Source organism: Lysinibacillus sp. YS11 (assembly GCF_002896375.1).
GTDB lineage: Bacteria > Bacillota > Bacilli > Bacillales_A > Planococcaceae > Lysinibacillus > Lysinibacillus capsici.
Genome location: NZ_CP026007.1, coordinates 748,463 through 772,247 on the forward strand (window position 1 = coordinate 748,463; position 23,785 = coordinate 772,247).

General features: G+C 38.3%; 18 protein-coding genes and 1 other annotated feature. Of the genes, 13 read left to right on the forward strand and 5 right to left on the reverse strand.

Translation table 11 applies throughout. From position 1 onward, the window contains the following. Positions 1-38 precede the first annotated feature (38 nt). From addB to LBYS11_RS03465, 6 genes are all read left to right on the forward strand, one after another. Positions 39-3,548, forward strand: a complete 3,510-nt coding sequence (addB, locus tag LBYS11_RS03440; RefSeq protein WP_103117487.1) for a helicase-exonuclease AddAB subunit AddB — start codon at positions 39-41, stop codon at positions 3,546-3,548. Position 3,549: 1 nt separating this feature from the next. Then, on the forward strand, positions 3,550-7,266 hold the full coding sequence (addA, locus tag LBYS11_RS03445; RefSeq protein ID WP_103117488.1) for a helicase-exonuclease AddAB subunit AddA: 3,717 nt from the start codon (positions 3,550-3,552) through the stop codon (positions 7,264-7,266). An 82-nt stretch (positions 7,267-7,348) separates the two neighbouring features. After that, positions 7,349-8,515 (forward strand): DUF418 domain-containing protein, encoded by a 1,167-nt coding sequence (locus LBYS11_RS03450; RefSeq protein ID WP_048392039.1) that lies wholly within the window; start codon positions 7,349-7,351, stop codon positions 8,513-8,515. 124 nt (positions 8,516-8,639) lie between these two features. Further along, positions 8,640-9,542 carry a fumarylacetoacetate hydrolase family protein gene (locus LBYS11_RS03455; protein WP_048392038.1) on the forward strand — a complete coding sequence of 301 codons (903 nt, stop codon included), beginning with the start codon at positions 8,640-8,642 and terminating at the stop codon, positions 9,540-9,542. 200 nt (positions 9,543-9,742) lie between these two features. After that, positions 9,743-10,111: a YisL family protein gene (locus LBYS11_RS03460; protein WP_004227486.1), complete on the forward strand. Its 369-nt coding sequence runs from the start codon at positions 9,743-9,745 to the stop codon at positions 10,109-10,111. Positions 10,112-10,295: 184 nt separating this feature from the next. Then, positions 10,296-11,762, forward strand: a complete 1,467-nt coding sequence (locus LBYS11_RS03465; protein ID WP_103117489.1) for an alpha-amylase family glycosyl hydrolase — start codon at positions 10,296-10,298, stop codon at positions 11,760-11,762. 50 nt (positions 11,763-11,812) lie between these two features. Here the strand turns inward: LBYS11_RS03465 and LBYS11_RS03470 are convergent, their stop codons facing one another. Both LBYS11_RS03470 and LBYS11_RS03475 read right to left on the reverse strand, forming a co-directional pair. Beyond that, complete coding sequence (locus tag LBYS11_RS03470) at positions 11,813-12,670, reverse strand: DegV family protein (protein WP_103117490.1); 858 nt, start codon at positions 12,668-12,670, stop codon at positions 11,813-11,815. Between the two features lie 142 nt (positions 12,671-12,812). Further along, a complete protein-coding gene (locus tag LBYS11_RS03475; RefSeq protein ID WP_048392035.1) occupies positions 12,813-13,622 on the reverse strand; it encodes a Cof-type HAD-IIB family hydrolase in 810 nt (269 codons plus the stop codon). 121 nt (positions 13,623-13,743) lie between these two features. Here LBYS11_RS03475 and LBYS11_RS03480 point away from each other — a divergent pair, with 121 nt between their 5' ends. Further along, positions 13,744-14,508, forward strand: a complete 765-nt coding sequence (locus tag LBYS11_RS03480) for a prolyl oligopeptidase family serine peptidase (protein ID WP_066036275.1) — start codon at positions 13,744-13,746, stop codon at positions 14,506-14,508. Positions 14,509-14,561: 53 nt separating this feature from the next. Next, positions 14,562-14,870: a metal-sulfur cluster assembly factor gene (locus LBYS11_RS03485; RefSeq protein ID WP_103117491.1), complete on the forward strand. Its 309-nt coding sequence runs from the start codon at positions 14,562-14,564 to the stop codon at positions 14,868-14,870. A gap of 60 nt (positions 14,871-14,930) precedes the next feature. Here the strand turns inward: LBYS11_RS03485 and LBYS11_RS03490 are convergent, their stop codons facing one another. Continuing rightward, a complete protein-coding gene (locus LBYS11_RS03490; RefSeq protein WP_103117492.1) occupies positions 14,931-15,617 on the reverse strand; it encodes a Crp/Fnr family transcriptional regulator in 687 nt (228 codons plus the stop codon). Positions 15,618-15,885: 268 nt separating this feature from the next. On the opposite strand from LBYS11_RS03490, the gene LBYS11_RS03495 reads away from it, so the two are divergent. Next, positions 15,886-18,012: an ATP-dependent Clp protease ATP-binding subunit gene (locus LBYS11_RS03495; protein WP_082148127.1), complete on the forward strand. Its 2,127-nt coding sequence runs from the start codon at positions 15,886-15,888 to the stop codon at positions 18,010-18,012. A gap of 49 nt (positions 18,013-18,061) precedes the next feature. On the opposite strand, the gene LBYS11_RS03500 is transcribed toward LBYS11_RS03495, so the two are convergent. Beyond that, on the reverse strand, positions 18,062-18,256 hold the full coding sequence (locus LBYS11_RS03500; protein WP_004227469.1) for a YjzD family protein: 195 nt from the start codon (positions 18,254-18,256) through the stop codon (positions 18,062-18,064). Positions 18,257-18,721: 465 nt separating this feature from the next. Between LBYS11_RS03500 and LBYS11_RS03505 the strand changes: the two genes are divergently transcribed. From LBYS11_RS03505 to LBYS11_RS03515, 3 genes are all read left to right on the forward strand, one after another. Beyond that, positions 18,722-19,660 carry a beta-ketoacyl-ACP synthase III gene (locus LBYS11_RS03505; protein ID WP_048392032.1) on the forward strand — a complete coding sequence of 313 codons (939 nt, stop codon included), beginning with the start codon at positions 18,722-18,724 and terminating at the stop codon, positions 19,658-19,660. 30 nt (positions 19,661-19,690) lie between these two features. Continuing rightward, the gene (gene fabF, locus LBYS11_RS03510) at positions 19,691-20,932 is read left to right on the forward strand and encodes a beta-ketoacyl-ACP synthase II (RefSeq protein WP_048392031.1); all 1,242 of its coding nucleotides are present in this window, start codon (positions 19,691-19,693) and stop codon (positions 20,930-20,932) included. Positions 20,933-21,038: 106 nt separating this feature from the next. Further along, positions 21,039-21,260 (forward strand): YuzI family membrane protein, encoded by a 222-nt coding sequence (locus LBYS11_RS03515; RefSeq protein WP_016994330.1) that lies wholly within the window; start codon positions 21,039-21,041, stop codon positions 21,258-21,260. 2 nt (positions 21,261-21,262) lie between these two features. Here LBYS11_RS03515 and trpS read toward each other — a convergent pair whose 3' ends face one another. Next, the gene (trpS, locus tag LBYS11_RS03520) at positions 21,263-22,252 is read right to left on the reverse strand and encodes a tryptophan--tRNA ligase (protein ID WP_048392030.1); all 990 of its coding nucleotides are present in this window, start codon (positions 22,250-22,252) and stop codon (positions 21,263-21,265) included. A 116-nt stretch (positions 22,253-22,368) separates the two neighbouring features. After that, positions 22,369-22,590: a binding site (T-box leader), on the reverse strand. Positions 22,591-23,081: 491 nt separating this feature from the next. On the opposite strand from trpS, the gene spxA reads away from it, so the two are divergent. Further along, positions 23,082-23,477, forward strand: a complete 396-nt coding sequence (gene spxA, locus LBYS11_RS03525) for a transcriptional regulator SpxA (protein ID WP_025116803.1) — start codon at positions 23,082-23,084, stop codon at positions 23,475-23,477. Positions 23,478-23,785: the final 308 nt, after the last annotated feature.

Below are 23,785 nucleotides of genomic sequence, written 5' to 3' on the forward strand. Positions count from 1 at the left end.
CACCCGCAACAGCAAGTTAATGAGGAGGGGGAAAGTAAATGACATTGCGTATTGTTTCAGGACGTTCGGGAACAGGGAAATCCGCATTTATTCATCAGGAAATTGTTGAGCAATTAAAGACAGATCCATTGGGACATCCAATTTTCATTATAGTGCCTGACCAAATGTCTTATTCTACGGAATATGAGCTGACAAATAAGCATGGTTTACAAGGCTTGATTCGAGCACAGGTGATGACGTTTAAACGTTTAGCATGGTTGGTTTTACAGGAAACAGGAGGTATTGCTCGTAAAGAAGTGAATGGCTATGGGTATCGAATGCTTATACGTAAACTTTTGGAGGAACAAAAAAGCGAGTTTTCCTTATTTCGACAAGCAGCAGGAAAACGTGGCTTTACGGAGGAAATTGAAACCCTTTTAAGAGAATTTAGTCGCTATAGCGTCAATAGCTCAGTCTTGGCAGAGGTAACGGAATCGTTAAAGGCAATAGATGCACCTAATACATTGCAGGCGAAAGCGAATGATTTACATGTCGTTTTGCAGGCATTGGAGGAACGACTTGGTACGACCTATGTTGACAGCGAGGGCTATTATCCGATTTTAACGGAGCAACTGAAGTATGCAGAAACGATGAAGCAAGCGACCATCTATATTGATGGTTTCACTGCCTTCACTGTGCGAGAGTTAGAACTGGTTCGTGAATTGTTAAAGGTAACGAAGCAAGTAACTGTCGTCCTTCCCTTTGATCATATGGATGAAGCCTTTGATGAACAAGCTTTATTCCATGAAGCAGCGTTAACGAATCAACGTCTTCATGATATAGCAAAAGAAGAGGGCATTGATGTTGAATTACCATTACATTTTTATAAGACTCAAAGATTTCATTCTAAAGATTTACAGCATGTGGAGGCAAAGTTTGCTGATTTGGAGCCCCAAACGATAAAAACTTCAGGAGATGTAACCGTGCTTGAAGCATCAAATCGTCGAGCAGAGATACATGCGATTGCCCGGGAAATAACAAAACTGACAAGAGAAGACTGTTTTCGCTATCAGGATATCGTACTTTTGTATAGACAAGCAGATCTCTACGATCCACTTATTACAAGTATTTTCCAACAATATGAAATTCCTATTTTTACAAATACAAAAAAGACAATGCTACATCATCCATTAATAGAGCTAAGTCGTTCAGCCTTGGAGGTTATGACCTCGAATTGGAAATATGAGCCAGTTTTCCGTAGTGTCAAAACCGATTTGTTTTTCCCATTACAAGCCGAGCTAACAATTTGGCGTGAGCGAGCAGATCGATTAGAAAATTATTGCTTGGCACAAGGCATCTATGGTGAACGATGGTTTGAGGAGGCACGTTGGTTTTATAAAAAATATCGAGGTCTAGAATTCCATTCGCGTGTACAAACAGATGAAGAGCGTGCAATGCAGGCAGAAATCGAGGCCATTCGAGATGAAATTCGCCAACCTCTAAAACTTTTACAAGACAAGCTTGATAGCGCCAAGAATGGCAGAGATATTGCGACTGCTTTATTTGAACTTATAGAGTCATTACAGGTATATGATAAACTGCAAGCCATGAAAGATCGTGAGCTAGAGCGAGGTGACGCATTAGCTGCAAGTGAACATGAACAAGCTTGGAATGAATGGATTGCTGTTCTTGACCAATTCGTTTATATGTTTGGAGAGCAGGAGATGTCTGTAGAGCAAGCAGCCAAAATTCTTGATGAAGGCTTTGATACATTAGAATTTTCGAGAATTCCGCCAACCCTTGATGAAGTAATGGTGGCTACTGTTGATTTAGCTCGTTTATCCAATATCAAAGTCGCTTTTGTAATAGGAATGAATGATGGTGTTTATCCAACTCGGATGGAGTATGAGGGCTTGTTGTCAGATATCGAACGTGAATGGTTTAGTCAAATTGGCTATGAGCTTGCTCCTACCTCTACTAATCGTTTATTACAGGAAAATTTCTTGTTCTATCGCGCTATTACAACGCCATCTAACAAATTGTATATGACCTATCCTACGGCGGATGAGGAAGGCAAGGCACTTCTAGCCTCACTTTATATTAAGAAAATAATAGGAAATGACAAAAAGGCTGGCTTATTAAGTGGTGTTTCGATAGAACGAGTGGTAGTCGATCCGATTGAATTACTAGATGGGGATGTTTTACCATATTTACGCCATCCAAGGACTGCATTGGCACATCTAATGGTACAGCTACGTCAAGCTGAACATAGCCGTGAACTAGCGCCAGAATGGCTAGCTTTACAAAGATTTTATAAACAAGATCCGTATTGGGCACTCATTTTCGACCGCGTACTTTATCCAATTACCCATAAAAATGAGGCTGAGCCACTTGAAACCTATATTACCCAGGAATTATATGGTCAGAAGCTAACATCCAGTGTGTCGCGAATTGAGAAATACTTCAGATGTCCTTTTTCTCATTTCACTACGTATGGCCTACGTCTTGAAGAACGAGCTGAGTATCGTCTAGAAACGTTTGCAATGGGTGACTTATTCCATGAGGCATTAAAGTGGATTACAGAGGAAACACATCGTCAGCAATTATCTTGGATTCGTTTAACAACAAGGCAAATTAAACAATTAGCACGTCAAGCAGTAGAACAAATTGTTCCAGTTTTTTCCCATCAAATCCTATTATCCAGTGCCCGCTATCGCTATATTCAGCGTAAGCTAATTCGAATTGTTGAGCGTACAATGACAGCACTGACACAGCATGCAAATGTATCACACTTCAAACCAATTGCAATTGAGGCGTCGTTTGGTCCTGGACAACATGAACAGCTACCACCATTAGAGATTGATTTGACTGGTGGTAAGAAAATGTTTATGCGTGGACGTATTGATAGAGTGGATAGTGCAACGATAGATGACCGCTCTTATTTGCGGATTGTCGACTATAAATCCTCAGCTCGTGACCTTGATTTAAATGAGGTTTATTACGGATTATCCTTACAGGTCCTAACGTATTTAGATGTGGCAATGGAAAATAGTTCATACTGGCTATCAGGTGAAGCAGAGCCAGCAGGGGTACTGTATGTCCATGTCCATAATCCGATGCTGAAGCTGGATAAAGATTTGACGGACAGTGAAATAGAAGAGGATCGTTTAAAGCAGTATAAAATGAAAGGTTTGCTATCTGAAAATGCTGAAGCGATTTTATCAATGGACGAGCAATTAGAAGAAAGTGGTGGACATTCAAAAATCATTCCTGTCTATATGAAAAAAGATGGAACACCGTCAGAATCACAATCGCGTATAGTTCCTGTCAATGATATGAAAAAGTTGCAGCATTTTGTTCGTCGTAAACATCAGGAGGCAGGGAATGGTATCTTATCTGGTGATACGGCCATTAGCCCCTATAAATTAAAAGCTAAAACGGCATGTGATTATTGTCAATTTGCTGCGGTTTGCCAATTTGATCCATCAGATGGTAAACAAAGCTATCGTCAATTAATGCAAGCAAAGCCGAATGATATTGTCGATAAAATTCGGAAGGAGATAGAATAGCATGGTACAAACAATTCCTGTTAAGCCAGTAGATGTCACATGGACAGACGATCAGTGGAAGGCCATTTATGCTAGCGGTCAAGATACGCTTGTTTCGGCTGCAGCAGGGTCTGGGAAAACGGCGGTTCTGATCAATCGTATGATTGAAAAAGTCATTGCTACTGAAAACCCGATCAATGTAGATGAACTATTGGTAGTGACCTTTACAAATGCCTCAGCCGCTGAAATGCGCCATCGTATGTCTGAGGCATTAGAAAAGGCGATAGCAGAAAATCCAACATCTAATCATTTAAGACGGCAGCTAAGTCTTGTGAATAAAGCACAAATTTCTACGCTACATTCATTCTGTTTAGCAATTGTGAAGCAATATGCGTACTTACTTGATATAGACCCAGGCTTCCGTATTGCCAATGAAGCAGAAATAGCATTATTGCGAGATGATGTTTTAGCAGAAGTTTTAGAAGATGCCTACGATGCGGAGGATGAGGCTCACGTACAAGCCATCTATCGTCTTGTCGATAGCTTTACCTCAGATCGTGATGATCAAGCCATCGAAACGCTGATTAGTAAACTTTATGATACCTCTCGTGTCCATGCTGAGCCTCAAAAATGGCTTTGGAGCCTGCCGAAAGCTTATGAATTAGCTGAGGAAGTGACAATCGATGATTTAGAGCTATCTCAATACGTCAAATTAACCGTACGTCATAGCCTGGAAGAGGCGTTTATGTTAATTTCTGAAATGCGCACAATTACATTACAGCCAGATGGACCTGCACCCTATGCAGAAACGGCAGAGGTAGATTTTGCTATGATTCAGGAAGGGATACGCATTAGTCAAAGTGGGACATGGCAGGAGCTATTTGATTATTTTGCAACGGTTAAATGGTCTACCTTAAAGCGGGTATCGAAGGATGCACTAGTTAATGTAGAGCTACAGGAGCTCGCGAAGAAAAAACGAGAAGCAGCCAAAAAAATGATGAATAAAATCAAGGAGACATATTTTGTTCGTACGCCTGCACGGCTACTTGAGGAAATAAGGTTAATGGCACCGACCATTACTACGCTAGTTGAATTGACCACTACATTTAGTGAACAATTTCGACTAGCCAAGTTAGAACGGGGAATCATTGACTTTTCAGATTTAGAGCATTATGCACTTCAAATTTTAACGGTAGAGATAGATGGTGCACTTCATCCATCACCGGTTGCACTAGATATGAAAAAGCGATTTAAAGAAGTACTTGTGGATGAATATCAGGATACCAATATGCTACAGGAAACCATCTTACAGCTTGTCAAAACGGGTGAAGAACAAGACGGCAACCTTTTTATGGTTGGGGATGTTAAACAAAGTATATACCGTTTCCGATTAGCTGAGCCAAAGCTTTTTATGAAAAAATATAGTGAATATTTGGAGTCACCTGATGTAACGGGGATGCGAATTGATTTAAACGCTAACTTCCGAAGTCGAAAAGAAGTATTAAATGCTACAAACTATGTTTTTGCACAAATTATGAGTGAGCGTGTCGGTGAGATTTCGTATGATGACAATGCGTCACTAAAGCCTGCTGCGCCCTATGATGATAAAGAAATACCTGTTGAGCTGGTCGTATTGCATCCACCACAGGAAGAGGAAACACCAGAAGAACTGGAAGAACTAAGCAATGAGGCAACGGAGCTAGAGGAATTAAAAAAATCACAATACGAGGCACGATTTATTATCGATCGTATACGTCAAATGATGGAAGATGGAACAACCGTATACGATACGAAAACAAAAACAAAGCGACCATTAAAGTATAGTGATATTGTGATTTTAATGCGCTCGATGACATGGTCAACAGACTTAGTAGAGGAATTTAAGCTGGCAGGGATTCCACTCTATGCAGAATCATCTAAAGGCTATTTTGACGCACTCGAAGTAATGATTATGTTAAATGTCCTGAAGGTAGTCGATAATCCCTATCAGGATATCCCCTTAGCCTCTGTACTGCGCGCACCGTTTGTTGGTTTAACGGAAAATGAACTGGCGAAAATTCGTTTAGCCGATCAAAAGGTACCTTTTTATGATGCTTTACGACAATTTATTCGTAGTGAAGGACATGGTGTGCAAACCACTACATTTGAGAAGTTGCAACGCTTTATGCTAGCCTTTGAAAATTGGCGTGATTTAGCACGTCGTGGATCATTATCAGATTTAATTTGGAAAATTTATTTAGATACACATTATTATGAAATGGTTGGGGCAATGCCGAATGGCAAACAGCGTCAAGCAAATCTACGCGTATTACATGATCGTGCATTAATGTATGAAAAAACAGCATTTCGTGGGCTATTCCGTTTTTTACGCTTTATTGATCGTATGCGTACGCGTGGCGATGATTTAGGTACGGCCAAATCAATTGGCGAAAAGGATGATGTAGTACGTCTGGTGACAATACACTCTTCCAAGGGGTTAGAATATCCAGTCGTCTTTGTTGCAGGAATGGGACGTCCGTTTAATAAAATGGATTTTCATCAACCCTATTTGTTTGATCAAGATTTTGGACTAGCTGTTAAGGCCATTGATCCCGAAAATCGTATCACCTATACATCGTTACCGTTTTTAGCATTGAAGGAGAAAAAAGAACTGGAGATGCGTGCAGAAGAAATGCGTGTCTTATATGTTGCGATGACTCGTGCGAAGGAGCGTTTGATTTTAGTAGGCTCAGTGAAGAACTGGGAGAAAACACGCGACAACTGGCAGGACGCACAAAGTTTACCAATGGATGCACCGCTTCATGAATATTTACGTGCAAGAGCTAACAGCTATTTGGACTGGGTTGGCCCAGCAGTAGCAAGACATGCAGATTTTGCAGTAGTAGCAAGCACATCTTATAAAGAAGTGGAGGATCAATCACATTGGTGGGTTCAAGCCATCGATACAAAGCATTATTCATATGAGATAGAGGCGATGGGCGATGAAGTACAGCAAGTGCTTGCGATGCAAGAGGATGAGGACTTGCTGGCTGAAATCACTACCCGCTTTCAAGCGCAGTATGTCTATCAAAAATCTACAAGAAAGCGCTCCAAAACATCTGTTAGTGAAATAAAGCGATTAGAAAATTTACAGCGCCAGGAGGAACCTGAATTTTATTTTGCCTCTCCTATCACGCAAAAGGCTTCGTCCATTGCACCTCGACCCGCTTTTTTACAGGAGCAACAGCTAACTGGTGCTGAAATTGGTACAGCTGTGCACACAGTGATGCAGCATGTTCCTCAATATGGCTTTAGTCATATCGATGCTGTAAGGGACTTTGTGGAGGATTTAGTGGCAAGACAGCTTTTAACAGAGGCGGAGGGCAAAGTAGTTCCGCAAGCGAAAATTTATCGTTTTTTTGAGACAGAAATAGGGCAACGCTTTCAACGCGCAAGGCAGATACGTAGAGAAATGCCGTTTACAATTAGTAGAATCGATGAAGATGGTGATGCTCAAATTGTGCAAGGGATCATTGACTGCCTATTTGAGGATGAATACGGTAATTGGGTCTTGTTGGATTATAAAACGGATCGTATACAATCTCATTTTGCGCAGGAGCCAGCCTTGTCAAAGGAAATACTAGGTCGTTATGCCGTACAGCTTCGTGTTTATAGCGAAGCCATTGAATCCATCTTACACATCAAGGTGAACGATAAAGTATTATTTTTATTCGATAATGAACAGACCATACACGCATAAAGAACTTGTTACGGGCAAAGTGGGGCAAAGTTTTTTCTTGCCCTGCTTTCACCATAGCTGCTAGTAAAGAGGAGGCTATTTTGTGGAGTTAAAACCAACAATGTTGCAGGAACGAATAGCAACATTAGATATTTTACGAGGTATTAGTTTAGTAGGTATCTTACTTGTAAATATGTATACCTTTTATTTGCCAATGCCGCATATTGATTTGGCATCATGGTTTACAACCCCATCAGATATTGTTTGGCAGAAAAATATAGATATTTATGTGCAAGGCAGCTTTTACCCGCTTTTTGCCATGCTATTTGGTTATGGGCTAGCCATGCAGTGGCAAAAGGCTCAAAGTCGTCAACAAAACTTTTATACGCTGGGGCTTCGTAGACTGTCCATTCTGTTTGCTTTTGGTTTTATCCATGCTGTGCTAATTTGGTGGGGCGACATATTAATGATGTATGCATTTTGTGGCGTTTTCTTAGTGCTTTTACTACGATTGAGTCCCATCTGGCTATTAGCGAGTGCTTTGATTATTAATGGCTTGATGCAAGCTTTTATGCTTTTTGTAGTAGGGATTGTAAATTTTAATACAAAAGTAGATGATTACTTAGATATCGTTTCAGTAGAGAAGGCCATCACGGCTTATGGGACAGGAAACTGGGTAGATGCCTTTTTGCAACGCTTAACAGATTTATCAACGCAGGCAGGCATCGAGATGTGGTTTGTCGCACTGTTCACGATTTTACCGTATATGTTAATAGGGGCCGCTGCCTCTAAATGGCATTTAGTAGAACGGGCTAAAGAATTGAAGTGGCTCTGGCTGACGTTTGCAATTGCTGGATTGGTCATCGGTATTGGTATAAAAAGCTTATCTATTATGTTTACAAGAACATATTTACTAGATTATTTAAAGGTATACATAGGGGGCCCAGTTCTATCGGTGGGCTATATTGGGGTCATTGTGTTACTTTGCTTAGTGCCAATAATGCCAAAACTACTTAGTCCTTTTGCTAAAATCGGACGCATGTCATTAACGATGTATATTCTTCAATCTATTATAGGTACTTGTTTATTCTACCAATTTGGCTTTGGCTGGTATGGTAAAGTAAGTGTAGAAACAGGGGTATTAATTGCTGTCGGCATTATTGTTGTGCAAATGATCATAGCAGAAATCTGGTTATCTAAGTGGAAACAAGGACCGTTAGAAACAATATGGCGTAAATTAACATATAAGCAAAAAGTAGAAGTGCGTTAATATATTCCTCTTCACATGCATATTTTATGAAGATATAACAACTTATAAAAATGTTGTCGCAAAAATGAGGTAATTTCTATCATATTGTTGTATTATGTAGAAAAAAGAAGGAGCTCTTTCAATCATGAAAATTTTATCATTCAAATTAGGTGGACATGTAAGCTTTGGACCAAAAGTAAAAAAAGAAGAAGCGGTATGGGATGTACTCGCTATTCAAAGTGAACTTCAAGTTCTCCCTTCTTTTTCAAGTTCAATCGTGGATGGCATTGCTTTAGGCTTTGATTTTGTGGAACAGATTCGTAAATTAGTAGAAGCAGCAGAAAAATCAGATAATGCTAATAGTTTTAAACGTGAATTTACAGAGATCGAATGGCTTTCACCAATTCCACGTACACCTAAAAATATTATGTGTATTGGTAAAAACTATGATGAACATGCAAAGGAAATGGGTGCAGAGGCAGCACCAACGGATTTAATGGTATTCACAAAATCACCAACTGCAATTGCTGCAGATGGACAAACAATTTCCATACATGCAGATCTTTCTTCAAAAATGGATTATGAAGGTGAGCTAGCTATCGTTATTGGTAAACGAGGCAAAAACATTCCTAAAAACTTAGCGTTTGATTATGTATTTGGTTATACTATTGCCAATGATGTAACAGCTCGTGATTTACAAGAGAAACATAAACAATTCTTCTTGGGTAAAAGCTTGGACGGTACTTGCCCTCTTGGACCATACCTTGTGACAAAGGATGAGATCCCAAATCCACAAGACTTAACAGTAGTGACAAAGGTCAATGATGAAGTACGTCAAAATGGCTCTACGAAAGATATGATGTTCTCTGTTGAAACGTTAGTATCCATCCTATCTCAGCATGTAACATTAGAGCCAGGAGATGTGATTTTAACAGGTACGCCAGCTGGTGTTGGCAAAGGGATGAACCCGCCACAATTCTTAAAAGCTGGAGATACAGTAAAAGTGTCTATTCAAGGAATTGGTACTTTAGTCAACCATTTTGAATAATGATGATATCAATCCGCGTGAGTCTATACTCCGCGGATTTTTTACTGCTTTAAGGCATAGTAACAGATGTAAAAACTATGACATGCAAGGATTCCAAGTTTTAAATGATGTAAATTATGTGAACACTATTGTAATATTTGAAACCCTTTCCATCGCATGGTAGGATAGAGTTTGATAGAAAAAGAATGAGGGGGACAAACATGAGTTTTTTAACTAGCCAAACGCATTTGCATATTACTACGTGGGTAGTAGGTATTGTCATCTTTTTAATTGCGGCACTAATGGGCAAGCAATCAAAAGGCTTACATATGACATTACGTCTGTTTTATGTACTAATAATCATCACAGGTGGGGCATTATTTATCGAGGCAATGGACTATGGTAAAGGTATGCTTTACGGATTTAAGTTCTTAGGTGGCATACTTGTAATTGGCATGATGGAAATGGTATTAGTACGTCAAAAGAAAAATAAACCAACAGCTATGTTTTGGATTTTATTTGCAGTATTCCTATTAATCACTTTGTTCCTAGGATTTAAACTGCCAATGGGTCAAGATTTCTTAGCATAATGATTTAAAAGTCGTGAAGTAGTTGCTTCACGGCTTTTATTTTGTAAACGAAAACGGAAGACGGAATTGACACCTTTTTGTCGTAATTCATTTCGCTTTTACGCAAAATCTTTGGAAAAGATAGCGACGTGACAGAGTTATTTGGTAAAATGACGTTGATTGGTTTGAAAGAGAGGGAATAACAGTGAAATTTAAGAAGTGGATAAGTGCGACGGCTGCATCACTTTTATTAGCAACTTCATTAGTAAGTACTATACCAGTAGCACATGCGGATGAATCAGCGACTAGAACAATAGCAGAAGAAAGCATCTATGATTTACTCGTTGACCGTTTCTTTAATGGCTCGGGCACAAACGATTTTGATACAAATACGCAGGACCCTTCGAAATTTGCGGGGGGCGATTTTACAGGTTTACAGGATAAACTGAAATTTATCGGTGAGATGGGCTATACAATTGTTTCCATTGGGCCTATTTTTTCTACAGAGAAGTATGATGGATCAATGCCCACAAGCTATACTACAATAGAACGTCATTTTGGAACAACGGAAGAATTCCAAAGTACTGTAGAGGCCTACAAAGCTAAAAATATGTCCATTATGGTGGATTTTCCACTTACAAATGTGAGTCCAAATCATGAGTGGGCAAAGGATGCATCGAAAGCGGATTGGATTGCATCTACCAATAATGGACAAGTACAGTGGGATTTATCGAATAAGGATGTGCAAGAAGCACTTATTCAAGCAGTAACTGAATTTGTTTCTACATATGACATCGGTGGTATTCGTTTAACAAATATCGCAGGGGCTGATACAGCGTTTATCAATGCAGTAATAGCTGCATTAAAAGAGACAAAAACATCACTTTATGTGATAGCAAATGAAGAAAGCGATGCTGACTTTGATGCAACTTTCTCACCTGTAACGGCAGATATCTATCGTAATATATTTAAAAACGTGGATATGGATTCTTCTAAATTAATGGAACCCTTCGCAGGAGAAAAACCGACACAAATTATGGTGGATTCACTTGAAACTCATCGTTTTACATTTGACTCTGCTAATGAAAATATGTTCCCACCTACCCGCTTAAAAATGGCGATGGGTGCTTTATTTATGCTACCAGGAATTCCTGTCGTACAATACGGGACAGAAATTGCTATGAATGGGGAAGCAAAACCAGATACACACCAGCTTTATAACTTTAAAACAGACGAGGAACTGATAGATTATATTAAAAATGTTCAATCTTTACGTAATCAATCAGCTACTTTACGTAATGGTGATTTTGAAGTCATTACAAATGAAAATGGCCTTCTTGTCTTTACACGTTCTTCTGACGAAGAAAAGTGGGTAATCATGGTTAATAATACTGGTAAAACACAACGCGTCGACTTAACACCTGAACAACTTGGTGAAGGGAAAATGCTGAACGGTATTTTACATGAGGAAAAAGTTCGCATAAATGAAAAAGAAGTCTATCCTGTTATTTTAGACCGAGAAATGGTTGAAATTTATCAAGTTCGCAATGATGAAGGCTTAAACACTCCTTATATGGTGGCTCTTGGCTTAGTATGGGTGATCTTTATTGGCTTTGTTGTCATCATCATTAAACGAGGGAAAGTTCGTCGTCAGGAGCAAGACGTCCAATAATAATAACACGACAAAAAAGCATGCCAGGAGCCATCCTAGCATGCTTTTTATTAGCCTTCAAAGTTTTTATTTGTGAAGAAAATTGCAATAGTCCCAGGTCCGACATGTGAGCCGATCGCGGAACCTATCATGGTAATTTGCACAGCTTGAGGTGAAAAACGCTCCTGGATAGAGGCTTTTGCTTCATTCGCAAAGGCAGCGTCGTCACTATGGCTAATACCTACGATTTTATTTGTAAAGCTGCCACCACGCTCCTGCATTAAATCTAACATACGATTAAGTGCTTTTTTTCGACCGCGTGACTTTTCAATCGGTACAAGTTTGCCATCTTCTACATTTAAAATAGGCTTAATACTAAGAAGGCCACCTAAAAATGCACTAGCTTTTGATACACGACCACCTTTTGCAAGGTAATCTAAGTCTTCTACAGTAAATAAATGCTCGACCTGAGGTGCAAGGGTGTTTATTTTAGAGGCCATGTCTTCTAAGGATACTCCTATATTTCGCAGTCGTACAGCTTCTTCCACGACAAGGCCATGGCCTAGTGATGCGCATTTAGAGTCGATAATGACTAGTTTTAAGGAAGGATACTGCTCAAGTACCTGATTGCGAATCATTTGAGCAGTACTATATGTGCCTGATAATTCTGATGAAAAAGCGATATAAATACCTTCTTCATCATTTTTGGCTAGCTCCTCAAAATGCTTCAAAAAGAGCTCAGGTGACACTTGTGATGTTTTTGGCTGAGCACCTTGGCGTATTGCATCATAGATCTCTTTGGAATCAATTGAAATCACATCTTCATATTCTTTGTTGTTCAATTGCACTCGTAAAGGGAGTAGCACGACATCATTTTCTTCATAGTAAGATTTTGGTAGATCACATCCACTATCCGTAAAAATCTTCATTCTCTTGTCCCCCTAATTTCAACTTACTTTTAAAGCTTTTTAACTTTATTCAGTAGATACTCACTTTAGATAAATGGAAGGGGTACCACTGAATAAAGTTAAACTGGTAAAAATGGAATGTTAACTTGAACTTACTACTTAACTATGATAATTTCAAGCGTTCAATGAGTATTTTTGCAATTCCATCATCATTATTCGTTGTCGTAATTTCATTGGCAATGTTTTTAAGACTTGAAATACCGTTCCCCATCGCTACACCAAGTCCAGCATATTCGATCATTTCTAAATCATTGTCTTCATCACCAAATGCGATGATGCGCTCACGAGGAATACCTAAATCTTTTGCCACATGTGCAATACCCACAGCTTTATTTAAGCCGCGACGCACAATTTCAATAATATGAAGTGGCGCGCCCCATCGACGATGTTCAATGACTTCAGCATGCACTGCCTGTAAATGATCACGTATAATAACCGAATTGGCTTCATTTGCCTGAATCAGCAAACTTGTAGGATTTTCCAAGAGGTGTGTGTATAAATCGCCAAGTGTAATTTTTGGGTTACCCATATTAAAGATATTTAAGATACGATCGTCCTCTGTGTGAACATAAACTTCATCTTTTACCTCAGCGATAATATTTTCGTATTCATAACTGTTAATAGAATCAACGACATCATGTACGACACTTAAATCAATTGGTGTGTGCATATGTTGCCAAGAGACATTTTTAGGATGATGCACATATGCGCCATTAAAATTAACAATGGGTGTAGTGAGCCCAAGTTCTTGATAATAAATAGTACTTGCTCGGTAAGGACGTCCTGTCGCAATCATCACTTGATGCCCTTGTTCCTTAGCCTGCAATAATGTTTTTTTCGTTTTTGCAGAAATTTGCTGTTGATCTGTTAATAAAGTTCCATCTAAGTCTAATACGATTAAATGCGGTTTCATAGCTCGTTGCCCCTTTCCTATAGTTTGAATAGTATCTCTTTGTCTTACATTCGTCAAAATTTTGTCACAGTGAAAAAAGTTTGCTAACATAAAGATGAGAGAATAGTTGGGAGTGACAATAATGTTTGTAGAAAAAGAAGTGTGGGGAAATATTCCTTTATTACATATACATACAGACAATATGAATGAAGAAACCCCGGTAGTCATTTTTTTGCATGGCTTTATGAGTGCAAAAGAACATAACTTACACTATGCATACCAATTGGTGCATAAAGGGGTGCGTGTCCTATTGCCAGATGCAAAATTTCATGGTGAGCGTAGCGAAGGCCTAACGGAAATGCAAATGAATTTAAATTTTTGGGACATTGTTTTAAATTCTATTCATGAAGTACAACAATTATATGATGAATTAAAGAATAAAAATTTATTAGCTAGTCATAAAATTGGCATAGGAGGCACTTCAATGGGTGGCATCGTGACATCAGGCTGTCTGAAACTTTATGATTGGATACAAACAGCTGCAATATGCATGGGTGCACCTGGTTTTATAAAATTGGGTGAATACCAATTGCAACAATTTGCTAAAAGCGGAGTTAACTGGCCGATGTCAGAGGAAGACGTTGAAAAAATTAATGAAGCCCTTGCTAAATATGATGTCAGTTTAACACCAGAAAAATTCGCGGGCCGCCCTGTATTCTTTTGGCATGGAGAATTAGATAAAACAGTTCCTTTTCATGAAACGTATAAATTTTATGAAACATTACGGGAATACTATGAAGCAAACCCTGAATATTTAAAGTTCATGGTTAACAAACGGGCTGGACATGCTGTACCACGTGACGGTATGCTAGCAGCTACAGCATGGCTTGCACAGCATTTGGCATAATAGGGTGCATCTGCTATGATAAGGTTAACACTATGATGGAAGGAGAAATACGAATGGATCAGGATATGAAAGATAGCATGTTAGGTGCTTTAGAAAACGTAATTGATCCTGAGCTTGGCATTGATATTGTCAACTTAGGTTTAGTATATGATGTGGATTTAGATGATGAAGGTGTTGCAACTGTTACGATGACACTAACATCTATGGGCTGCCCACTTGGTCCAGTCATTGTGGATCAAGTGAATACGGCGTTAGGTGAACTTCCAGAAGTGAAAAGTACAAATGTTAATATTGTATGGAATCCACCTTGGTCGAAAGATAAAATGTCACGCTATGCCAAAATGGCATTGGGCGTACGTTAAAATGGCTTATTTAAAACCCTGCTTATTGAAAAATAAGCAGGGTTTTTGCTTGTAACGAAACTAATCGATACGGCATATTTGTAATGGACAATTTTCACAGGCAATTTCATTTTTTAAAAATTGTAAATCATGAATGGTAATAAATCCTTTATCAAAAGTGATAATCTCATGTTTTTTTAAATCATTCAGCATACGATTAATCATTTCCCGACTTGTCGCACACAGATTTGCAATTTCTGTATTTGTTAGCTGAAAATCAATAAAAATCGAGTCATTTTCTACAGGTTTACCATACGTATTGGACAGCCGAATGAGCGTTGAAAATAGAGCACCTTTTTTTCCGTTTAACACTAAATCGCGCAAACGACTCTGATGCTTTAAGTTTTCTGTTTGTAGCCACTTCATGTATTCCACCATAACTGTCGGCTGCTCTTCTAGTAAATGCTCCAAAGATTTACGACTCAAAACATACAACGTAGAGGGTTCTAAAACTTTGGCAGTCATCGAATTATAGACGAGATTACAAAATAACGAACCTTCTCCTATTATGCTGTCAGGGCCACAAATACGAATGGTTAATTCCTTACCCGTCTCGGATTCTTGGCTAATCGAAATAACACCTGATTGGATGTAATAAATTTCTTTTGCCCGTTCACCCTCTAGAAAAATTTTATTTCCTTTATTCACTTTGATAAAAACACCGTGGTTTTGAAAAAGATCTTTAATTTTTTCAAACATATTATCCATTAAAACCATATCTCCAACACATCGCTTTCTTTTTGTAATAAATGGCGATTATTACAAAAGGATAGTGGATTTCGATACTAAAACATAGAAACATACCATTATTATAACGTAAACTTCCATAATTAGTGAAAAAATTTTAGGGCGATTTCTTTGCTAAGCATTGTCGAGTGATGTAAAATAAAGTTAGTCAAAAAAGGTCAAACTTTTTTCTAGTGAATAAGAATGGGTATATAAATAATGAGAAATATGAATAAAAGGAGTGCTAGCTATGCAATTTCAACAAACAGACAATAAAAAACCATTAGAACAATTTGGACGCAATTTAATTGAAGAAGTAAAAAATGGCAAGATGGATCCTGTTATCGGGCGTGATGAAGAAATTCGAAATGTAATTCGTATTCTAACACGTAAAACAAAAAATAATCCTGTATTAATCGGTGAACCGGGAGTTGGTAAAACCGCAATTGTGGAAGGTTTAGCACAGCGTATTGTTAAAGGTGATGTACCAGAAGGCTTGAAAGAATGTGTATTATATGAATTAGATATGAGTGCGTTAATCGCTGGTGCAAGTTATCGTGGACAATTTGAAGAACGCTTAAAAGGTGTGCTAAAAGAAGTAAAAGAATCAGAAGGACAAATCATTCTATTTATTGATGAAATTCATACGATCGTAGGTGCAGGAAAAACAGATGGCGCTATGGATGCAGGAAATATGCTAAAACCTATGCTAGCACGTGGTGAATTACACTGTATTGGTGCTACTACCTTAGACGAATATCGTATGTACATTGAAAAGGATCCTGCCTTAGAACGTCGATTCCAGCAAGTACTAGTACGTGAGCCATCTATAGAGGATACGGTATCCATTTTACGTGGTTTAAAGGAACGCTTTGAATTACATCACGCAGTACGTATTCATGACAGAGCAATTGTTGCGGCAGCAGAACTATCCAATCGCTATATTACAGAACGATTTTTACCTGATAAGGCCATTGATTTAATTGATGAGGCTTGTGCAATGATTCGTACAGAAATTGATTCAATGCCACAGGAATTAGACGCAGTCACACGTCGTATTATGCAGCTTGAAATTGAGGAACAGGCATTGCGTAAGGAAAAGGACGAGGCAAGTAAAAAACGTCTGGAGCAATTACGCGAAGAATTAACTAAGTTAAAAGAATCATCTAAGGGCATGCGACAACAATGGGAAGCAGAAAAAGAAAAACTACACGATATTCAGAAAAAACGTGAAACATTGGATAAATATCGTCGTGATCTAGATGAGGCAGAAAGTAAATATGATCTAAATAAAGCTGCTGAATTACGTCATGGTAAAATTCCAACACTTGAAAAAGACATTCAGGTACTTGAAAAGGAATTAGAGAACGGTGCAGAATCTCGTATTTTACGTGAAGAGGTAACAGCAGATGAAATCGCTGCAATTGTTTCACGTTGGACAGGAATCCCTGTAACAAAATTAGTAGAGGGTGAGCGTGAAAAACTATTACGTTTAAAGGATACATTACATGAACGTGTGGTTGGACAAGATACAGCAGTTCAATTAGTGACAGAAGCGGTATGGCGTGCACGTGCAGGTATCAAAGATCCACACCGACCTATTGGTAGCTTTTTATTTTTAGGTCCAACTGGTGTAGGTAAAACAGAACTTGCCAAGGCACTTGCTGCACAGTTATTTGATTCAGAAGATCACTTTATTCGGATTGATATGAGTGAATACATGGAGAAACATAGTGTGTCTCGACTTGTTGGGGCTCCTCCAGGCTATGTGGGCTATGAGGAAGGTGGACAACTAACGGAAGCAGTTCGCCGAAATCCTTATTCTGTGGTGCTACTAGACGAGATTGAAAAAGCTCATCCTGATGTGGCGAACATTTTATTGCAAATTTTAGATGATGGGCGCATTACAGATAGTCAGGGACGAATGGTGAATTTTACAAATACAGTAGTCATTTTAACTTCGAATATCGGATCAAGTTATTTAATGGAGGCAAAGGAAAATGATGCGGCTGTGGAGGACTTAGTCATGTCAGCCCTACGACAACATTTTAAACCTGAGCTATTAAACAGAATGGATGATATCATCTTCTTCCATGCATTATCTACTAAACATTTTACTGCGATTGCCTGGAAGTATGTGGAGCAATTGATTAAACGTGTCGCAGAGCAAGAAATTACTTTATCTGTCGAGCAAGAAGTCATTGATTGGGTAGTAGAGCAAGGTGCAGATGCCCAATTTGGAGCAAGACCACTAAAACGCTTTGTACAGCGACATATCGAAACAGCCGTTGCTAAAGAACTATTACGCGGAGAAGTTTTACCAGGGGAGACGTTGCATGTGAAAATGCATGAGGGTCAATGTGTTGTGGAAAAATAACAGAAAAAACCTGTTCGGCATGAAGCTGAACAGGTTTTTTCTAGCTGAATTAATGATGGTCTGCAGCTTCTGGTGTAGGGTCGTTTGGAATGATTGCTCCAATAATAAAGATAAGGATGGAGAATACAACAGAAACGATTGCCCCAGTTTTGAAATCAAATGGTACACCAAGTACAGAGCTGACTACGTAGTTTAACATAGAAACTAGTAGGAATGACCATATGAACGTTACGATATATTGCATTAATTTCACCTCAACCGAACTTTTTTCATCATAAGGTTTTACTCATATTCATTATCATATCATAACATAAATCAAAAAAAAATGAACCATTTATGTGAAACATGGCGATTTTGTCACAACAAATATGAGATTTAGTATTTTATGTTTAGTAATGTAAAGTATTTAGGAACAGCTCTGAAATAGGGGAATGCGCTCCTAAGCGGGTGAAAAGTGCTCCAAAAGGGAAGAACACCGCTCATACATGATGCAAGGTGCTTTGAAAAATAATGAACAAGCTCAACAAAGTACGATAGATAAAACTCTAAACAGAATAACCTCATTCCATAAAATTCTTCACTTCTATATTCAAAGAACACTACCCTTAGCCGCATAAATTTTAAATCATCTTGCGTCATTCCTTTTATATGCGTTATAATTATGACCAGTTACTAATAATTGATAGTAAGAAAGCTGAGGGGTTGCTATATGAACGCTGGTATTATAGGAATAGGCAAATATGTTCCTGAGAAGGTCGTTACAAATTTTGATTTGGAAAAAATCATGGATACTTCTGATGAATGGATTCGTACTCGAACAGGCATTGAAGAACGTCATTTTGCGGCAGATGATCAGGAAACTTCAGATTTGGCAGTAGCTGCTGCAAAAGAAGCTATTGCAAATGCGGGTATTACGCCTGAGGAAATTGGTTTAATTCTTGTAGCAACTGTCACACAGGATCAAACTTTTCCAAGTGTAGCTTGTATGATTCAGGAACAAATCGGAGCAGTAAATGCTGCAGCAATGGATCAAGCAGCAGCATGTGCAGGATTTATATATAGTTTAGTGACAGCAAAGCACTTTGTTGAAGCAAATGCTTATAAATATGTCTTAGTAGTAGGTGTTGAAAAGCTGTCTAAAGTCGTTGATTGGGAAGATCGCAATACAGCTGTATTATTTGGCGATGGTGCCAGTGCAGCTATCATTGGGCAAGTCTCTGAAGGTAGAGGTATTCTATCCTTTGAACTTGGTGCAGATGGTACAGGCGGAAAGAATCTTTATTTAACGAAGCAAGATACAATTGCGATGAATGGTCGTGAAGTGTTTAAATTTGCTGTTCGACAAATGGGTGAATCGGCTGTTAATGTATTAGAGAAAGCGGGATTAACAAAAGAAGACGTTGATTTCCTAGTGCCACATCAGGCAAATATACGTATTATGGAATCTGCACGTGAGCGTTTAGAGCTACCACCAGAAAAAATGTCAAAAACGATTCATAAATACGGAAATACTTCAGCAGCATCTATTGGTATTTCCTTGGTAGATGAGCTCGAAGCAGGTAAGATTAAAGAGGATGATTTATTAGTCCTTGTAGGTTTTGGTGGCGGCTTAACATGGGGTGCCGTAGCCATGAGATGGGGAAAATAAGTAGGAAAAATGCTTGAGGGGAGTAAGACAATGAGTAAAAGACGAGTAGTAATTACAGGAATTGGCGCAGTTACACCACTAGGAAATAGCATCGAAGAAACATGGGCAAACATTAAAGCTGGTAAATCTGGCATTGGTGAGCTGACACGTTTAAATAAAGATCTTTTTGCCGCAAAAATCGCCGCAGAAGTAAAGGACTTTGATATTGAAAAATACATTGATCGTAAAGAAGCACGTAAAATGGATCGCTTCACACAATACGCATTAGCGGCTTCTATTATGGCAATGGAAGATGCACAGCTAACAATTGATGAAGAGCTAGCTCCACGTGCAGGTGTATGGATTGGTTCTGGTATCGGTGGGATGGAAACATATGAACAACAATTTTTAACATTCCAAGAGCGTGGCGCAAGACGTGTTAGTCCTTTCTTTATCCCAATGATGATTCCTGATATGGCATCGGGCCAAGTCTCTATTCACTTTGGTGCAAAGGGGATAAATTCTTGTTCTGTAACGGCATGTGCTTCAGGCACAAACTCTATTGGTGATGCCTTTAAAGTAATTGAGCGTGGAGATGCTGATGTTATGATTTCTGGTGGTGCTGAATCACCAATCGTAACAATGGCGGTTGCAGGTTTTTGTGCCAATACAGCACTATCATTAAATCAAGATCCACAAGCAGCATGTCGCCCATTCGATAAAAACCGAGATGGCTTTATTATCGGAGAAGGAGCGGGTATTGTCATTTTAGAAGAATATGAACATGCAAAAGCTCGTGGTGCCAAAATCTATGCTGAAGTTTTAGGTTATGGTGCAACTGGGGATGCGCATCACATTACGGCTCCAGCTCCAGAGGGTGAAGGTGCAGCACGTGCGATGACGCAAGCATTAACAGATGGTGGCGTAGAGCCATCACAAGTTGATTATATTAATGCCCATGGTACAAGTACGCCATATAACGATTTATTCGAAACACAAGCTGTGAAAACTGCTTTTGGTGATCATGCGTATAACCTTGCAATGAGCTCAACAAAATCTATGACGGGTCACTTATTAGGAGCAGCAGGTGGTGTGGAAGCTATTTTCACAGCATTAGCCCTTAAAGAAGGGATTTTACCACCTACAATCAATTTAAAAGATCCTGATCCTGAATGTGATTTAGATTATGTTCCAAACGAAGCAAGAGAAGCAAATATTCAATATGCAATGAGTAATTCTCTTGGTTTTGGTGGTCATAATGCAAGTCTCCTATTCAAAAAATATGAAGCATAATAGATAAACATAAAAAAACGTCAGCCAAATTTAAATGGCTGACGTCTTTTTTTATAGTTTTGTGAATAAATGATAAGTAAGAAGAAATAGAAAGGATGCCATTACTATGTTTCGTCTCTTTTTATTTTTAGTAAGTTATGGCTTAATGATCCTCTCTGTAGGGAATCTCATATTGTATTTAAATTACCGCACACTAGGTTATTCATGGAAGGTTGTTTTCAAATTTATTTTTCAAACAACAGAATTTTATATGGCGGTAGGAGCCTGTATCATCATCTGCGCAGTTGTGCTTGATTTGGGCTTTGATCGATCCTCAGACAAGCCGTAAGTTTAGCGACGTGCGCGACCAAGACCCATAGCATCTTCCATACGTTTTAATGTAGCACTAGCAATCGCATTCGCCTTTTCAGCACCTTCATCTAGAATGACATCTAATTCTGATGATTCTACTAGATGATAGAATTTCTCTTGAATAGGTGTTAGGTGTTCAATTACTGCTGTTGCTACACCCTGCTTGAATCCACCATAACCAATTCCCTCATATTTTTTGACTAAATCTTCAACGGCTACCCCTGAAATAGCTGATTCGATTGTCAATAAATTTGAAACACCTGGTTTATTTTCCACATCAAATGCAACGATGCCGTCAGAGTCAGTTACAGCTGATTTAATTTTTTTCTCAATGTCTTTCGCAGTATCTAATAAGCGAATTGTCGCTTTCGTATTTGGATCTGATTTACTCATTTTCTTTGTTGGCTCTTGTAAGGATTTAATGCGTGCGCCAGCTTTAGGTAATTGAATTTCTGGAATTGTTAAAACATCGCCAAAGCGTTTGTTAAAGCGTTCTGCAAGGTCACGAGTTAGCTCAATATGCTGCTTCTGATCATCGCCGACAGGGACAATATTTGTGTTATAAAGTAGAATGTCTGCAGCCATTAGCGGTGGATATGTTAAAAGAGCAGCAGATACGCTTTCCTTACCATGTGATTTATCTTTGAATTGTGTCATACGTTCTAGCTCACCGATAGACGCAACACATTGTAACATCCATCCTGCCTGAGCATGCGCTGGCACCTCTGATTGAATAAATAATGTCGATTTTTTAGGGTCAATGCCAGTAGCAATGTAGGTAGCAGCAAGCTTACGAATACTTTCTCGTAATTCTTTAGGATCTTGTGCAACAGTGATGGCATGTTGATCAACGATACAATAAATAGCGTTTCCTTCATCTTGTAGTGCCGGGAACTGCTTGAATGCTCCTAAATAGTTCCCTAATGTTACGATACCTGTAGGCTGTACGCCAGAAAAAATAGTTGTCATTAAAAAATTCCTCCTCGAATTCAATTGCTGTAACTTATGTCACAGTGTTGTCTTCACCTTTCAACTTGGTAATGAAGACAAAAAAACATCATGCGTCCTCATTAGATTTTTTCTAATGAAGGGACGAATGATGTTTGAATCCGCGGTACCACCCAGCTTGCCTAAAAAGGCCACTCAGCTTCGTAACGTGAAGGGACGAGCTTTGCTAATAGCTTCAAGTAGCGTTCACAAAGCTAACTCGGAAGTCCATTCCACATGCATCCACGATCTGTTTACAGCAACCACAGACTCTCTATACGTGAATTAGCATATGTACTACTCTTCGTCAGCGTTTTTCTCAATTTAAATTGTTCAAATTGATTTGATTGCAAAGAATTATATTATAAAGATTCCTTTGTGTAAAGTCAGACTTTTGACGGTGTTTTTTTTCTAGAAAAAATTATATGCTTTTTTTATTATGTAATTTTGTTATAAATTTATAATTTTTTATTAAAAAATTGTTTAGATGTACACGTGGGATTGACAATTTTCTCGATTATTTTTCTTAAATGAGAACAACTGAGATATCTGTTTAGATGTTTAAAATGCTTTAAAAATGGGAATGGTAGTAGTAGCACATAAGTTTGAAGAAAATACATCATATTTGAAAGCTGTATGAATAGACAGAATATTTATGGATAGGTTCAGATTTTTTTTATTGGAACTATATTCAAATACAGCTGAGTACTGTATAATGGTACTGTGTATTTTACATTACATTAATTCTAATTTAACACATTGGTTCTGGTTTATAGATAATGATTTTTAAATGAAAGGATGTGTCAGAATGATCGTAACCCTATTTACATCACCAAGTTGTACCTCTTGTCGTAAAGCAAAAGCTTGGTTAGAGGAGCACGAAATTCCATATACAGAACGTAATATATTTTCTGAACCGCTTAGCATAAGTGAAATAAAAAAAATTTTACGAATGACAGAAGATGGAACTGATGAAATCATTTCCACTCGTTCTAAAATATTCCAAAAATTAAATGTGGATGTTGAAAGCTTACCATTACAACGTTTATATGAATTAATTCAGGAATATCCTGGCTTACTACGTAGACCAATCATTTTAGATGAAAAACGTCTGCAGGTTGGCTACAATGAAGATGAAATTCGTCGTTTCTTACCTCGAAAAGTTCGAGCATATCAATTACAAGAAGCGCAACGAATGGTGAATTAAACCTTTCTATTCTGAATAATATATGTAATAGATGTTACAGATGTGGAATACATGTTGTGACATCTTTTTTTATGTTTTACTTCTGTAAAACCTTCTATATGAAGTATAATAATTAATAGGGAAAAGTCATATATTTCCGTAAAAGTATGTTAAACTTGATTTAAGTTAAATAGTTTACTACAATTTCAATAATTCAAATATCTTCTGTGAAACGGTGTATATCCTTTTCATTTTATGACAGAACAGCATACAATAGAGTTAGAGACAACTGTGAACACAAAAATTCATGTTTACGGTTACTCGATGGT

What these genes read in the sequence shown, in the direction of transcription:
- LBYS11_RS03455 (WP_048392038.1), top strand. Translation starts at nt 8,640, where the DNA reads ATGAAAATTTTATCATTCAAATTAGGTGGACATGTAAGCTTTGGACCA.
- addB (WP_103117487.1), top strand. Translation starts at nt 39, where the DNA reads ATGACATTGCGTATTGTTTCAGGACGTTCGGGAACAGGGAAATCCGCA.
- LBYS11_RS03460 (WP_004227486.1), top strand. Translation starts at nt 9,743, where the DNA reads ATGAGTTTTTTAACTAGCCAAACGCATTTGCATATTACTACGTGGGTA.
- addA (WP_103117488.1), top strand. Translation starts at nt 3,550, where the DNA reads ATGGTACAAACAATTCCTGTTAAGCCAGTAGATGTCACATGGACAGAC.
- trpS (WP_048392030.1), bottom strand. Translation starts at nt 22,252, where the DNA reads ATGACAACTATTTTTTCTGGCGTACAGCCTACAGGTATCGTAACATTA.
- LBYS11_RS03475 (WP_048392035.1), bottom strand. Translation starts at nt 13,622, where the DNA reads ATGAAACCGCATTTAATCGTATTAGACTTAGATGGAACTTTATTAACA.
- LBYS11_RS03485 (WP_103117491.1), top strand. Translation starts at nt 14,562, where the DNA reads ATGGATCAGGATATGAAAGATAGCATGTTAGGTGCTTTAGAAAACGTA.
- LBYS11_RS03505 (WP_048392032.1), top strand. Translation starts at nt 18,722, where the DNA reads ATGAACGCTGGTATTATAGGAATAGGCAAATATGTTCCTGAGAAGGTC.
- LBYS11_RS03470 (WP_103117490.1), bottom strand. Translation starts at nt 12,670, where the DNA reads ATGAAGATTTTTACGGATAGTGGATGTGATCTACCAAAATCTTACTAT.
- LBYS11_RS03480 (WP_066036275.1), top strand. Translation starts at nt 13,744, where the DNA reads ATGTTTGTAGAAAAAGAAGTGTGGGGAAATATTCCTTTATTACATATA.
- LBYS11_RS03515 (WP_016994330.1), top strand. Translation starts at nt 21,039, where the DNA reads ATGTTTCGTCTCTTTTTATTTTTAGTAAGTTATGGCTTAATGATCCTC.
- LBYS11_RS03490 (WP_103117492.1), bottom strand. Translation starts at nt 15,617, where the DNA reads ATGGATAATATGTTTGAAAAAATTAAAGATCTTTTTCAAAACCACGGT.
- fabF (WP_048392031.1), top strand. Translation starts at nt 19,691, where the DNA reads ATGAGTAAAAGACGAGTAGTAATTACAGGAATTGGCGCAGTTACACCA.
- LBYS11_RS03495 (WP_082148127.1), top strand. Translation starts at nt 15,886, where the DNA reads ATGCAATTTCAACAAACAGACAATAAAAAACCATTAGAACAATTTGGA.
- LBYS11_RS03500 (WP_004227469.1), bottom strand. Translation starts at nt 18,256, where the DNA reads ATGCAATATATCGTAACGTTCATATGGTCATTCCTACTAGTTTCTATG.